The 11,851-nt window shown below is 63.1% G+C and carries 18 protein-coding genes; 2 read left to right on the forward strand and 16 right to left on the reverse strand.

Annotated features, from left to right (window positions below; genetic code table 11):
• Positions 1-2 precede the first annotated feature (2 nt).
• Complete coding sequence (locus WM2015_RS15255; protein WP_049726870.1) at positions 3-713, reverse strand: aspartate/glutamate racemase family protein; 711 nt, start codon at positions 711-713, stop codon at positions 3-5.
• Positions 710-1,255, reverse strand: coding sequence for an O-acetyl-ADP-ribose deacetylase (locus tag WM2015_RS15260; RefSeq protein ID WP_049726871.1), 546 nt, complete (start codon positions 1,253-1,255; stop codon positions 710-712). Before WM2015_RS15260 ends, WM2015_RS15255 begins: the two co-directional genes overlap by 4 nt.
• Positions 1,256-1,318: 63 nt before the next feature.
• On the opposite strand from WM2015_RS15260, the gene WM2015_RS15265 reads away from it, so the two are divergent.
• Positions 1,319-2,224 carry an alpha/beta fold hydrolase gene (locus WM2015_RS15265; RefSeq protein ID WP_049726872.1) on the forward strand — a complete coding sequence of 302 codons (906 nt, stop codon included), beginning with the start codon at positions 1,319-1,321 and terminating at the stop codon, positions 2,222-2,224.
• Positions 2,225-2,248: 24 nt separating this feature from the next.
• On the opposite strand, the gene WM2015_RS15270 is transcribed toward WM2015_RS15265, so the two are convergent.
• From WM2015_RS15270 to WM2015_RS15280, 3 genes are read right to left on the reverse strand one after another with little or no spacing between them, the layout of a single operon-like run.
• Positions 2,249-2,653: a hypothetical protein gene (locus WM2015_RS15270; RefSeq protein WP_156201298.1), complete on the reverse strand. Its 405-nt coding sequence runs from the start codon at positions 2,651-2,653 to the stop codon at positions 2,249-2,251.
• Positions 2,640-3,317, reverse strand: coding sequence for a response regulator (locus tag WM2015_RS15275; RefSeq protein ID WP_049726874.1), 678 nt, complete (start codon positions 3,315-3,317; stop codon positions 2,640-2,642). The genes WM2015_RS15270 and WM2015_RS15275 overlap by 14 nt, the downstream gene beginning before the upstream one ends.
• On the reverse strand, positions 3,314-4,540 hold the full coding sequence (locus tag WM2015_RS15280; protein WP_049726875.1) for a sensor histidine kinase: 1,227 nt from the start codon (positions 4,538-4,540) through the stop codon (positions 3,314-3,316). The genes WM2015_RS15275 and WM2015_RS15280 overlap by 4 nt, the downstream gene beginning before the upstream one ends.
• A 217-nt stretch (positions 4,541-4,757) precedes the next feature.
• Here WM2015_RS15280 and WM2015_RS15285 point away from each other — a divergent pair, with 217 nt between their 5' ends.
• On the forward strand, positions 4,758-5,582 hold the full coding sequence (locus WM2015_RS15285; protein WP_049726876.1) for a DUF2306 domain-containing protein: 825 nt from the start codon (positions 4,758-4,760) through the stop codon (positions 5,580-5,582).
• A gap of 27 nt (positions 5,583-5,609) precedes the next feature.
• Here WM2015_RS15285 and WM2015_RS15290 read toward each other — a convergent pair whose 3' ends face one another.
• The 11 genes from WM2015_RS15290 to WM2015_RS15330 form a co-directional block, all read right to left on the reverse strand.
• On the reverse strand, positions 5,610-5,999 hold the full coding sequence (locus WM2015_RS15290) for a hypothetical protein (protein ID WP_156201300.1): 390 nt from the start codon (positions 5,997-5,999) through the stop codon (positions 5,610-5,612).
• Positions 5,992-6,414 (reverse strand): hypothetical protein, encoded by a 423-nt coding sequence (locus WM2015_RS15295; RefSeq protein WP_049726878.1) that lies wholly within the window; start codon positions 6,412-6,414, stop codon positions 5,992-5,994. The genes WM2015_RS15290 and WM2015_RS15295 overlap by 8 nt, the downstream gene beginning before the upstream one ends.
• A gap of 421 nt (positions 6,415-6,835) precedes the next feature.
• Positions 6,836-7,231, reverse strand: coding sequence for a hypothetical protein (locus tag WM2015_RS15300; protein WP_049726879.1), 396 nt, complete (start codon positions 7,229-7,231; stop codon positions 6,836-6,838).
• A 19-nt stretch (positions 7,232-7,250) separates the two neighbouring features.
• On the reverse strand, positions 7,251-7,676 hold the full coding sequence (locus tag WM2015_RS15305) for a hypothetical protein (RefSeq protein WP_211260945.1): 426 nt from the start codon (positions 7,674-7,676) through the stop codon (positions 7,251-7,253).
• Between the two features lie 220 nt (positions 7,677-7,896).
• Entirely contained in the window at positions 7,897-8,373 is a 477-nt protein-coding gene (locus WM2015_RS15310; RefSeq protein ID WP_049726880.1) for a GNAT family N-acetyltransferase, read from the reverse strand.
• An 18-nt stretch (positions 8,374-8,391) separates the two neighbouring features.
• Positions 8,392-8,529, reverse strand: a complete 138-nt coding sequence (locus WM2015_RS16100) for a hypothetical protein (RefSeq protein ID WP_169751201.1) — start codon at positions 8,527-8,529, stop codon at positions 8,392-8,394.
• Between the two features lie 55 nt (positions 8,530-8,584).
• A complete protein-coding gene (locus WM2015_RS15315) occupies positions 8,585-9,022 on the reverse strand; it encodes a hypothetical protein (RefSeq protein ID WP_049726881.1) in 438 nt (145 codons plus the stop codon).
• A gap of 3 nt (positions 9,023-9,025) precedes the next feature.
• Positions 9,026-9,475: a GTP pyrophosphokinase gene (locus WM2015_RS15320; RefSeq protein WP_049726882.1), complete on the reverse strand. Its 450-nt coding sequence runs from the start codon at positions 9,473-9,475 to the stop codon at positions 9,026-9,028.
• Between the two features lie 221 nt (positions 9,476-9,696).
• Complete coding sequence (locus WM2015_RS15325) at positions 9,697-10,263, reverse strand: hypothetical protein (RefSeq protein ID WP_049726883.1); 567 nt, start codon at positions 10,261-10,263, stop codon at positions 9,697-9,699.
• A gap of 993 nt (positions 10,264-11,256) precedes the next feature.
• The gene (locus tag WM2015_RS15700; RefSeq protein WP_082169804.1) at positions 11,257-11,544 is read right to left on the reverse strand and encodes a HigA family addiction module antitoxin; all 288 of its coding nucleotides are present in this window, start codon (positions 11,542-11,544) and stop codon (positions 11,257-11,259) included.
• A gap of 8 nt (positions 11,545-11,552) precedes the next feature.
• Complete coding sequence (locus WM2015_RS15330; protein ID WP_049726884.1) at positions 11,553-11,831, reverse strand: type II toxin-antitoxin system RelE/ParE family toxin; 279 nt, start codon at positions 11,829-11,831, stop codon at positions 11,553-11,555.
• Between the last annotated feature and the right edge of the window lie 20 nt (positions 11,832-11,851).

The raw sequence follows: 11,851 nt of genomic DNA on the forward strand, positions 1-11,851 counted from the left end.
GGCTACCCAAGGCTCGTCACCTCATCCAGGGCCCAGGCCACCGCCGCTTCCGCGTGCACGATCGTGGTGTCGATCAGCGGCACCGGCGTGTCATCCTGGGCCACCAGCAGGCCGATCTCGGTACAGCCCAGAATCACCGCCTCGGCGCCGCGTTCGGCCAGCACGGCGATGATCCGGAGGTACTCGGCCCTGGAGGCCTCGTTCAGCTCGCCACGGCAGAGCTCCTGGTAGATCACCCGGTGCACGGTGTCGCGGTCCATCCGATCGGGCACCAGCACCTCGAGCCCGAAGCGCTCGGCGAGGCGACCCTTGTAGAAATCCTGCTCCATCGTGAAGGCCGTCCCCAGCAGGCCGACCGACCGGATCTCCCGCTCGACCAGGCGCTCGGCCGTCGCATCGGCGATGTGCAGCAGGGGGATGCGGATCGCCGCCTGCACCTCCTCGGCCACCCGATGCATGGTGTTGGTGCCGATCAGCAGGCACTCGGCGCCGGCGGCCTCGATCTGCCGAGCGGCCTCGGCCAGTCGCGCGCCGAGGGTCGGCCAATCATCCGCCCGCTGCAGGGCCTCGATCTCCGCGAAGTCCAGGCTGAGCAGGGCGATGCGCGCCGAATGCAGACCGCCCAGGCGCGCCTTCACACCCTGGTTGATCAGGCGGTAGTACTCGAGGGTGCTTTCCCAGCTCATGCCGCCGAGCAGTCCGATGGTCTTCATCTCGAGTCCTCCCGCGCGCGCGTCCGCCCATCGGCATCGGCGCCGGCCAGCTGTGCCTTCATCAAGCGATAGAGCTCGTCTTCGAAGCAGTAGAACACCACCTCTTCGATCGAGACGGGAATGCGATCGAAGACCTTGTTCACCACTCGATAGGCGATTTCGCAGGCGGCGGCCTTCGGAAAGCCGTAGACCCCGCAGGAGATGTTCGGAAAGGCGATGCCCTTGAGCCCGTGTTCATGCGCCAGCTGCATCGACTGGATATAGCAGGAGGCCAGCAGGGATTTCTCGCGCTGCTGTCCGCCCTGCCAGACCGGGCCGACCGTATGGATCACGTAACGCGCGGGCAGCTCGTAGCCCCGCGTGAGCTTGGCCTGGCCGACTTCGCAGCCACCCAGGGTCTCGCACTCTCGCAACAGGCCCGGACCGGCCGCCCGATGAATGGCGCCGTCCACGCCACCGCCGCCCAGCAGGCTGGGGTTGGCGGCATTGACGATGGCGTCGCCGCGATAGCTCGTGATATCGCCCTGAACCACTCGAATCATGGTCGCGTCGCTGCTCCCGGATGACCTGAGACCCCATTCTGCACGATCCGGTAGGATGCGGGGATGGACTGCGCACTGGATGCCTGGTCGGCGCTGGGCCGACGACGCCGAATCGGAGGACACGAGCTCTTCGTGATCGACAGTGGCGAAAGCGATCGCCCAGCCCTGCTGCTGATCCACGGCTTCCCGACCTCCTCCTGGGACTGGGCACCGCTCTGGGACGCCCTGTCGGCGTCACACCGGCTCATCGCCTTCGATCTGCTCGGCTTCGGCTTCAGCGACAAGCCCGACCCGCACGACTATCGCATCTCCGAGCAGGCCGATCTCTGCGAGGCGGTCCTGGGCGATCTCGGCCTCAGCGAGGCGGACCTCATCGCGCACGACTATGGCGACACGGTGGCGCAGGAACTGCTGGCACGGCAGAACGAAGGCCGTAGCCCCATTCACTGGCGCAGCGTCTGCCTGCTCAACGGCGGCCTGTTTCCCGAGACGCACCGACCGCGGCTGATTCAGAAGCTGCTGGCCGGTCCTCTCGGACCGCTGCTGAATCGCCTGACCTCGAAGCAGCGCTTCGACACCACCCTGCGAGCCATCTTCGGGCCCGAGACGCCACCCGGACAGGACCTGCTCGACGGCTATTGGCGCCTCCTCAATCACGGTGGCCGACGCGCGCCGACGCATCGCCTGCTGGACTACATCCGCGAGCGCCGTCTACACCGCAAGCGCTGGCTAGACGCTCTGATTTACAGCGAGGTCCCCATCGGCCTGATCAACGGCTCCGCCGACCCGATCTCCGGTGCGCACATGGTGGCGCGCTACCGGGAGCTGATCCCGAGAGACGACTTCATCGTCGAACTGCCTCGGATCGGCCATTTTCCGCAGGTCGAAGCACCCTCCCGGGTTGTCGAGGCCTACCGGAATTTTCTTCGGTCACGCGGACGCCGAGTGGCAGCAAGGGCCTTTTGCTGAGCGAAAGGATGACCCTGAAAAGTCTCAGGGCTCGGGCGGCGCCCAATTCATCCCCGACAGCACCGCCAGCAGAACGATCAGCTGCGAGCAGACCATGGCCAGAAAGACGCCGATCGGGTGGTCCGGTACGCCCTGCTGGAGCAGCCAGGCGAGATAGACTGCCAGCGGTGCGTTGATACTCAGCAGGAGCCAGCGCGCGGACCATCGTCCCCGGGCAAGCGGCAAGCTGGCGAGCAGATTGACGCCGGCCGCCGATAACAGGATCAGGCCCGGCAGCATCAAGGCCACCGACCCGTTCGCACGCGGCACGGTGGCGGTCAGATGGCCCGAGCCACCGACCAGCAGGAACAGACCGAGGAGCAGGCTCATTCCTGCAACCAGGGCATCGAGGCCGTTTCGCTCGACGCTCATCGTTTCAGAAACCGACATCGCGCTCACCGGTTCGGACCAGGCCGCTTTCATAGGCGAAGACGACGGCCTGGGCCCGGTCGCGCAGGCCCAGCTTGGACAGCAGGCTCGAGACGTGGGTCTTCACCGTGGCCGCGCCGATGTGCAGGGCCTCGGCGATCTCTGCATTGCTGTTGCCGTCGGCGATGGCGATCAAGACGTCCCGCTCGCGATCGGTCAATCGCTGCAGTCGCTCCTCGAAGCCACGGTCAGTTCCGAGACGCTCGGCAAAGCGTCCGATGAGGCGCCGGGTGATCATCGGCGACAGCATCGCGCCCCCCTCGGCCACGGTTCGAACCGCGCTGACCAGATCTTCCGGTGGAATGTCCTTGAGCACGAAACCGCTGGCACCGGCCTGCAGTGCCCGATAGACGTATTCATCGGGATCGAAGGTCGTCAGGATGATGACTCGGGTGGACTCAGCCGCCGCGGCCAGGATGCGCTCGGTGGCCTCCAGGCCGTTCATTTCTGGCATGCGGATGTCCATCAGGATCACGTCGGGCCGATGGTGCGCCGCCCGTTCGATCGCCTCCAGACCGGTACCCGCCTCGGCCACGACCTCGATGCCGTCGGCATGGTCCAGCACCATGGCCAGGCCACGCCGCACCAGCGCCTGATCATCGACCACCAGCACGCGCACGCTCATGCCTCCCCTCCGCCGGTAGCGGCGCTCGATGGGATGGAAACGGGCAGCACCGCCCGGACTTCGAATCCGCGCGCCCCCCGGGCTCCAGCGCTCAGATGACCACCGAGTAGCGTCGCACGCTCCCGCATGCCGGCGATGCCATGACCTCCGGGTAGACGCGCAGCCCCACCCGGTCCGTCATCGATCACCGACACGATCAGCTCCCCGTTCTGGCGCTCGATCGACACGGTCACGTTCACCGGGGCACCTGCATGCTTGATCACGTTGGTCAGCGCCTCCTGAACGATGCGAAAGACGGTCAGCTGAAGCTGCGTCGACAACTGGCTCAGGTCACCGCGGGTCTCCAGAGCAACCTCCGGTCCCGCTTGTTCCACCCGGCGGACCAGCGCCGGCAGTTCATCGATGCCCGGCTGCGGATCCAGCGCCTGGCCGGACTCGCTGGGGCGGAGCACGCCGAGCAGGTGGCGCATTTCCGTCAGCGCCTGACGGCCCGCCTGCTCGACCGCGGCGATCGCGGTCGCCGCCGCCTCGGTATCGGCCTTCATTACCGTGCGCGCCGCACCGGCCTGGACGGTCATCAGGCTGATCTGGTGGGCGATGACATCGTGCATTTCCCGGGCGATGCGCGTGCGCTCGGCGGCCACCGCCCGTTCGGCTTCGGCATGCTGCGCTCGCTCCATCTGCCGGGCGTGTTCTTCCAGGAGACGCAGGTACTCCCCCCGAAAGCGCAAGCGTCGGCCAACGTACCAGACCAGCAGCACGAGCATCCCCGTCATCCAGGCGCCCGGGCCCGGCATCGTGGTCAGTTCGAGATCGCTCACCACCAGGGCGAACGCGGAGAGCGCGCCGGCAAGACTTCGGTGCCGATCCGCTTCATGCCTGCCCAGGCTGTACAGGGAAACGGCCAGGCCGACGAGGCCCTCGACCGGTCCGATGAGCTGGACCAGTACGGCACAGAGCAGGATCACGAGATGCACTCGCCAAGGATGATCCCGACGCCATAGCAGGGCGAAGTGCGCGGTGAAGGCGCAGAGATAGACCGCCTGCCCCGAAAAGCTCGCCAGCGACCAGGCCGCTCCGTCTCCGCTGCGGGACCACATCAGCAGCGTGGCCGCGAAGGCCAGCGTGGCAACGACCAGATCACTCAGACGAGGCCAGCGCTCGAACAGGCCCTGAGCCGGCCGCACGGGTCGAGGCAGGACGGACGCATCCGACTCAGCCATCGAAGCGGCCTGATCCTGGTGCGTTCGAGCGAAGGAGGAAGGGGTTCATGCAGGAAGCATAAACCAGGGCTGAGGCGCGTTCATGCGCCCTGGGAGGGAGCGGCTCGGTGGGTTTCTCCGCCTTGAGGAGGAGCCACGAATCCGGCTGAGGGCCGATGTGCATCGAGGAGGCGGCGGGCATCCTGTCCAACCAGAATCCACCGAAGCAGGCTGACCCATGAACGACATCGCCCTCGACACCCCCGCAAGCCGAGCCGCGCTCGGGCGCCGAGCCGTGCAGGCCTCGGCCAGGCTCTGGTTCCTGATCGCCGCCCTGGGCCACGGCATCTTCCTGATCTACATCCTGGCGGTCTTCTTTCCGCCCGTGGCAAGCCACGGACTGGCTGGCCTCGACGGCCTGCACCTGCCGTCAGGCTTCCGGGAGGGCGACGCCCTGGGCAATCTCGCCGCCGTGTCCCACGTACTGCTGGCAGCTCTGGTGATTGGCGGTGGCCCTTTGCAACTGATTCCCGGCGTTCGCCAGCGCTTTCCGATCTTCCACCGCTGGCTTGGCCGTGCCTATCTTTTCGCCGCCATGCTCAGCGCCCTCGGCGGGCTCTACATGACCTGGACCCGCAGCCCGATCGGCGACCTGCTTTCGAAGGCCGGGATCTCCATCGATGCCATCCTGATCCTGGTCTTCGGCGCCATGGCGCTTCGCAGCGCGCTGGCCCGCCGCTTCGACCTCCATCGGCGCTGGGCCATGCGCCTGTTCCTCGCCGCGAGCGCCGTCTGGTTCTTTCGCGTCGGCCTGATGGCCTGGGTCACGCTGACCGGTGGCATCGGGATCGATTTCGAGACCTTTACGGGACCGTTCCTGTACGTGCTCGGCTTTGCCCAGTACCTGCTGCCCCTGGCCATGCTGGAATGGTACTTCCGCGCCCACCGCAGCTCCGATCAGGGCATGCAGCTCGCCTTCTCGATCACCCTGCTTCTGCTGACCGGCGTCATGAGCATCGGCATCGGCACCGCGACCATGGGCATGTGGTTGCCTCGAATGTGAACCTGGCCGGGAAACGCCTGGATGCGTTCAGCGTTTCCCCAGCAAGACGGCCAGCAGCAAGAGCCCGAGGACCAGCAGGATCAGACCCGGATCCAGGAGCAGTCCGCTCACCGGGACCGCGCCGACATCGACCTGCCCCATCCGTGCGGGCAGGCCGACCAGCGTGAGGACCAGCAGACTGCCCAGACCCAGGCCTGCGGTCCGGCGCTGCATGCGAGGGCCCGCCAGGGCGGCCCCGATCAGCGCCGCCACGGCGACCAGGCACTGCAACGCCTGCAGAACGAAGGGCCAGCCAGGATCGGCACCGCTGGCCCACAGATCGACCAGCCGGTACGTCGCCAGACCGGCCAGGATCAGAAAGACGAGCAGGCAGATCTTCATCAACCCACCCATTGCGCCGCGTTCGAATTCAGTCATGGGACGCCCTCCGCGGTGCCAGCCAGGCGCCGAGCAGGGCCATGGGCAGGTAGGCGAACAGAACATCGAGCCATTCGAACCAGGCCGGTGCCGGCAGCATCCAGGCATTGAGCACGCCGCCGACCAGGAAAACCAGACCAACCATCAGCGCCATCCCGCCAGCTCTGGAGGCAGCCAGCCAGGCCGCCAGCAAGGCCCCCACCAGGGTGCCCAGCGCATGGGCCAGGAACGGAAACACGAAGTGCTTCGCCTCGAACAGATGAATGCTCGCCTCCAGCCCTTCCATGCTGGTGACGTCGGCACCTTCAGGTGGCGGGATCAACAGCGGACCGAGATAGATCAACGCCATGTTGACCACGCTCCCGACCACGATCCCGGCCAGAACGGCCAGTCCGTTTCGAACGATTGGATTCATGCCTCTCGACCCTCCACAGGTCAGCCTGCCAAATAAACAGCTTACAGGATAACGCCAGAACGGACTAAAATGTCAACGGCTGGCTGATTCGTGCGGCTCCGTCAGACAGAGGCCGCGCCCGAGCATGGTTGCTCAGAGGCTCCCTAGGGAGCCTCTGAATAATCATGCTTGGGCGCGACAGGTCTTTGCGGGAGTCTCCGGCTTGGCTTGGGCGAGCGCGGTTTGGTCAATCCAAATAAGCGAGTCCAAACGAGGCGGAGGCCCCGCAAAGGCCTGTCCCCAAGGGGTTTCGCCGGAAAAGCCGCATCTCGCGCGTCGCGCCACTCGGCCGTAGCGACGGCTACTGTCACTCGCGTCGCACCGCACGATCTGCGGCTTTTCCGACTGAAACGCGCTCCAAGCATGATTATTCAGAGGCTCCCTAGCTTGCGAGCACCTGAGACATCAGCATCACGACCCCGAGCGGCAGGGACAGCAGACCGAACAGCCAGACCCGATCGATCAAGGGCGGCAGAACGCGCTCCGCAAAGGCACGGTGCCAACGCCATGGCAATATCAGCAGGACCATGCTGGTCGCGATCAGCACCCAACCGAACAGGCCCATGGCCAGCGGCCAGGCCAGATCCGGGGCGGCCAGCACCAGGGCCAGGCCGACGAGCATGCGAAGGGACATTTCCAGGAGGTGACGGGGGAGGGTCTGAGCGAATCCGCCGAGGAAGCGGGCCGACAGATCGGGGGCGATGAAGCAGAGCTGGGAAAGCGCGATCAGAAAGAGCGCGGCGAGGAAGATGATGATATACGCGGCGGGGAGGAGCATCCTAGGATGACCGCGTCGCTCAGCTTGCGTGCAGCGGTATCGGCTCCAGATCGGCACTCAGGTAGTGCGCCCGGGCCTCATCGGAGAACAACCGCTCGCTGGAATAGTGGCTCAACATGATGCGGGGATCGAGCAGCTGGGGGTTGGCTTCGATGAACGCCTCGGATGAGCGACAGGTCGGCGTCAGCACCATGAAGTGTCGAACCGCCAGCATCCAGGCCCGGGTCAGGGTTTCGTGATACTTGGCCGGATCGATGCCATGCACGGCCAGATACCGCTGCAGGATCGAACGCAGCGTCTCCGTCGCCGCATCCACCTCCCCTCGGGTCAGCACCACGTAAGCCAGACGCAGGTGTGCTCGATGATCGAAATCCGACGGATCCAGGGACCCGCTACGCATCGCCGAAAGGAACGCACGGTCCGATGCATCGTGCTGGCAAGTCATTCTGGACCCTTCGTTGAACATGGACATTCGGGCAGTCTGCCAGAGAGAGGCTTGCTCGAGCAAGGATCCCAGGGGTCCGCGCGGAACGCGGAACTAGTCGCTTGGGCGCGACCTTCGATACTTGGTTAGCGGGCGGACTGCGCCTTGATCTACCAGGCACATGCCCTGCGGTGACAGCCCGTGAATCGCACGCGCCCGGATTGAGCCTTGGGCTTGTCGGTCATGATCGTGGCTCGAGCACGAGTCGCAGCTTCATGCCCTCGTGCGTCGATCGGAAGCCAAGCTGCTCATAGAACCGGATGGCGTCAACCCGCTGTTTGTCGGTGGTCAGCTGAACGATCTGGCACTGCCTTGAACGCGCCCTCTCGATAGCCGAGCGCAGTAGCTCATGGCCGATGCCCCGCCCTCTGGCCGATCGCGCGACCCGCACGCCTTCGATCTGAGCGCGCCAGCTGCCGGCATGGGTCAGGGATGGAAGGTAGCTGATCTGCAGCATGCCGACCAATTGGCCGGCCGATTCGCAGACCAGTAATTCGTTGTTGGGGTCGGCCTCGATGGCATCGAAAGCTTCTCGGTAAGCCGGGTCCAGTGATCCAGCCTGTCGCTCTCGCGTCTGCCCAAGTGGATCGTCGGCCAGCAGCTCGACCATCACCGGCAGATCCTCGTCCCGGGCCAGGCGGAAGCGAAGCTCAGCCATGCTGAACCGCCTCGTTCCTCAAGACTTCTCCGTCGACTTCATCACGCCGGCCTGTTCGAGCTTCTGTTCAAGCGATCTGAGCCGGGCGAAGGCAAGCATGCCGAAAACGAAGCCGACCGTACCCATGGTGAAGCCGACCATGCCGAAGATTTCCAATGTCTTTCTCCTGAGTTGGTGTGAACGCCCGACATTCTGCCGGACTCGATGACGATCAGTTGACGACTGCCGGAACCAGCATGGCCGCAAGGAAGCCGAGCAGGAAGAATCCTCCGAACAGCACGGCCACCGCGAGGATCAACGGCAAGGCCCAGCTTCGACGCGGATAGCCCTGACCCCACCGCTCCCGGACGTACACCGCCTGCGGCCGCTGGTTCGAGAAATACCAGACGATCAGATAGACCAGGCCAAGAAATGGGATGAAGATCGAGGGAATGATCATCACGATGCTGACGATCACCCAGATCATGGCCGCCCCCGCCCTGTCGGGCTGACCCATGGCCTTCCAGTTCTTCATGACCAGGGAAGCGCCGAAGATCGGCGTGAACAACAGGCTCCACAAGCCGGCGGCGTTGGGATTCCATATCGCGGGCGCATCCTCGACCGGCGGTTGCAGATCGGATTTCGGTGGGGCGTAGGGGTTCTGGCTCATGACTCAGTCATTTTTCCGGTATCGGTCACCGGGCGCATCGTAAAGGCGACGCCAGGCCCGATGGTACTTTTCGACTCGCCGGAGGTCATCTTCTTCGAGCGTCGGAAGGCGCAGCACATCGATGTTGTCCTCCAGATCGGCCAGCTTGACCCTGGTCGCAAGCGGGTTCTCGGCCACTCGTTCGATAAAGGCCTCGTAACTCTCACCTTCCTTTCGGGTCAGACACTCCACTGCCTCGATCACCTGGGCTGGAATGCCAGCCGCTTCCAGATCCGCTGAACCGAGATCGGAATCCTCGAGGACGTCGTGCAGAAGCGCCGTCGCCATCTCCACCTCGGTCTCCATATGATGCATCAAGCGAAGCGGATGGAGAATGTAGGTCTTGCCCGCCTTGTCCCGCTGGCCGGTGTAGGCCTTCAGGGCAAGGTGCAGGGCGGATTCGATGAGATCCATCTTCGGGTCCTTTCTCGACTTCGGTTGGCGATCGGCGAGATGCGCATGAAACGGCCAAGAACATGCGCGACTTTCCGGAACGTCGCGTCATTGTCGTCCAGCCGAAACCTGGATTCCATGGCTTCCCTGTGGAAATCGATCGGCAGGTCGCATTGGCAACTGATGCGGACGCGTTGAAGACGCTCCGCTGGAAGCGCTCGTTCGCAGCTTCATGCGGGGCATCAACCCCTGGCTTGAGGGTGCCTGACATCGATGAATTCAGCAGCAATTGCTGGTGAACTCAGCTTCCACGCCATCCAGCAGCACAACAGCGATAGGGCGAGAGCAAAGATAACAGACATCGCTCGGATCACGTTCATCATGATTCCGAAGTGCAGGTCGAATTCGGATGGAACATCGGCTGGAATCTGCAACTGCGCAACGAAGCTCTGCTGCATGACCAAGCCTCCGATATTCCAGACGATCCCCAGCAGCAAGAAGCCGATGAATGCCCATCGCGCCCAGTTCTGTCGTTTCAACAAACCGTTCGAGGTGATCAGCATGGCCAGGCTGATCACCAGGACGAAGGCGAACAGAAACTCGAAGTGCTCCAGCAGTAGCAATGCCGACCGCGGAAGCTGCTCCATGACCTGATCGGACATCTGAGCCCGGAAGTCCTCCAACGGCATGAACAGGTGCAACATCAGGTTCTGCAGAATGCCGATGACAAAGGTAAAGCCGCTGAAGACGATACCGAGCCAGGCGATGATCGTGACAAAGGTCGAGCGTGGTGGATTGATTGAAGTCATCAATGAATCGTCGTTCGAGCCTTCGAGGTGTCTGGGTAGATCACACTCGGGGCAGGTCGCCTGCAAAGTCAAGCGTCGAGAGGAGTGCCGACGAGTGCGGAAGGGTCAGGAAGAGCTAAGGGAATGATATGCCTATGACCGGCCGTACCCCAGGCCAACATGGAAGCACTCGAGCCCCTCAGCCCCGCCAGGGCCCGTTCTTGATTCTGGGAATGCGCGAGTCATTGATCGTCCGTCGTTTGTTGCGTCGCCTGATGATTCTCCAGGCAATGCTCTTTCGCACGAGCGTCCCTCGCCTGCCTTCCGTGTGACGCAACTTCCCCGGGAGCCCGACCCAATTCGTGCCTTGAGATGAAAAGCCGAATGCCTTCTTTCCAGCAGCCAGGGCGCGACGGACCAGGTTCCTGATTCCCGAGGTCGTGGTGTATTGCGTTCTAGCCAAGCGGCCCGCCTGGCGCGTCCGATGGAGGCCCGTAGGGCCGGAATGTCTGGAGCGGTTTGTTAGGCTGGCTACTCATACGGGACTATCTCCGCGAATCCATCCTTGCATCTCAGAATATAAGCCTCCCCAACCTGAAATTCGTACTGGATCGTAGGTGGTCCATGAGATAGCTGGATGTCACCTGGCCCTGCTGGGCAGCTCGTTCTAATCCAGTATTTCCCCGGAGCCAACCGAATTGCTTCGGATCCGATTCCCACTCCTTCGCTGTGCATGGCCTGACCAACCCGAGCCACGTCTACGATTTGTCCCGATAGCGGTTGGACAATCTCCCCGCTCGGACTCTCGACATACAGGCGGGAAGACAACGAGTGAAAATCGATATTGAACCTCTCACGATCGGTAACACAGCCCGATACAAGGATTATTAAGGCTAAGGCGGCGAAATACCTCATATCAGCCTAACGTCTTAAATAAACAGCGAGCGCAGCGCGCCCGATGGAGGCCCGAAGGGCCGGAATGTCTTGAGCGGTTTGTTATGTGAACGCTATCTGCTACGCAGCAACAAGTCGCTTGACGTGCAGTTCCGCACGATGCTTTTCAGCGTTCCATAGATCGAACTGACTCTGCTGATTAAGCCAGCTCTCAGAAGAAGTGTTAAACGCAATTGACAATCGAATGGCCATTTCGGGGCTAATACCAGCCCGACCGTTCAATATTGCGCTGAGGGTTTTTCTGCTCACGCCCAAGGCATCTGCTGCCTCGGTGATAGACAGCCCCAATGGCTCTATACAAAGCTCCCGGATAATTTCACCCGGATGCGGGGGGTTATGCATCAGCATCAGAAACCTCAGTGATAGTCTTCATAGTCGACAACCTCGACGTCTTCACCCGAAAATTGAAAAGTAATCCGCCAGTTACCGCTTACGTTGACAGCGTAGGTCCCGATTCGATCACCTTTCAGCTCGTGGAGCCTTAACCCCGGCAAATCCATATCTATGGGCTGACGGGCAGCATGCAGGCGTCCCAATATGAGGCGAAGCCTTATGGCATGCTGAGCCTGGATTCCTGAGGTCTTCCCGGACTCGAAAAACCGGCGGAGGCCCTTATGCCTGAAGCTCCTTATCATGCCGCTTAATGTAACCTATC

The organism is Wenzhouxiangella marina (assembly GCF_001187785.1).
In the GTDB taxonomy this organism is placed as follows: Bacteria; Pseudomonadota; Gammaproteobacteria; order Xanthomonadales; family Wenzhouxiangellaceae; genus Wenzhouxiangella; species Wenzhouxiangella marina.

What these genes read in the sequence shown, in the direction of transcription:
- WM2015_RS15255 (WP_049726870.1), bottom strand. Translation starts at nt 713, where the DNA reads ATGAAGACCATCGGACTGCTCGGCGGCATGAGCTGGGAAAGCACCCTC.
- WM2015_RS15260 (WP_049726871.1), bottom strand. Translation starts at nt 1,255, where the DNA reads ATGATTCGAGTGGTTCAGGGCGATATCACGAGCTATCGCGGCGACGCC.
- WM2015_RS15265 (WP_049726872.1), top strand. Translation starts at nt 1,319, where the DNA reads ATGGACTGCGCACTGGATGCCTGGTCGGCGCTGGGCCGACGACGCCGA.
- WM2015_RS15270 (WP_156201298.1), bottom strand. Translation starts at nt 2,653, where the DNA reads ATGTCGGTTTCTGAAACGATGAGCGTCGAGCGAAACGGCCTCGATGCC.
- WM2015_RS15275 (WP_049726874.1), bottom strand. Translation starts at nt 3,317, where the DNA reads ATGAGCGTGCGCGTGCTGGTGGTCGATGATCAGGCGCTGGTGCGGCGT.
- WM2015_RS15280 (WP_049726875.1), bottom strand. Translation starts at nt 4,540, where the DNA reads ATGGCTGAGTCGGATGCGTCCGTCCTGCCTCGACCCGTGCGGCCGGCT.
- WM2015_RS15285 (WP_049726876.1), top strand. Translation starts at nt 4,758, where the DNA reads ATGAACGACATCGCCCTCGACACCCCCGCAAGCCGAGCCGCGCTCGGG.
- WM2015_RS15290 (WP_156201300.1), bottom strand. Translation starts at nt 5,999, where the DNA reads ATGACTGAATTCGAACGCGGCGCAATGGGTGGGTTGATGAAGATCTGC.
- WM2015_RS15295 (WP_049726878.1), bottom strand. Translation starts at nt 6,414, where the DNA reads ATGAATCCAATCGTTCGAAACGGACTGGCCGTTCTGGCCGGGATCGTG.
- WM2015_RS15300 (WP_049726879.1), bottom strand. Translation starts at nt 7,231, where the DNA reads ATGCTCCTCCCCGCCGCGTATATCATCATCTTCCTCGCCGCGCTCTTT.
- WM2015_RS15305 (WP_211260945.1), bottom strand. Translation starts at nt 7,676, where the DNA reads ATGACTTGCCAGCACGATGCATCGGACCGTGCGTTCCTTTCGGCGATG.
- WM2015_RS15310 (WP_049726880.1), bottom strand. Translation starts at nt 8,373, where the DNA reads ATGGCTGAGCTTCGCTTCCGCCTGGCCCGGGACGAGGATCTGCCGGTG.
- WM2015_RS15315 (WP_049726881.1), bottom strand. Translation starts at nt 9,022, where the DNA reads ATGAGCCAGAACCCCTACGCCCCACCGAAATCCGATCTGCAACCGCCG.
- WM2015_RS15320 (WP_049726882.1), bottom strand. Translation starts at nt 9,475, where the DNA reads ATGGATCTCATCGAATCCGCCCTGCACCTTGCCCTGAAGGCCTACACC.
- WM2015_RS15325 (WP_049726883.1), bottom strand. Translation starts at nt 10,263, where the DNA reads ATGACTTCAATCAATCCACCACGCTCGACCTTTGTCACGATCATCGCC.
- WM2015_RS15700 (WP_082169804.1), bottom strand. Translation starts at nt 11,544, where the DNA reads ATGCTGATGCATAACCCCCCGCATCCGGGTGAAATTATCCGGGAGCTT.
- WM2015_RS15330 (WP_049726884.1), bottom strand. Translation starts at nt 11,831, where the DNA reads ATGATAAGGAGCTTCAGGCATAAGGGCCTCCGCCGGTTTTTCGAGTCC.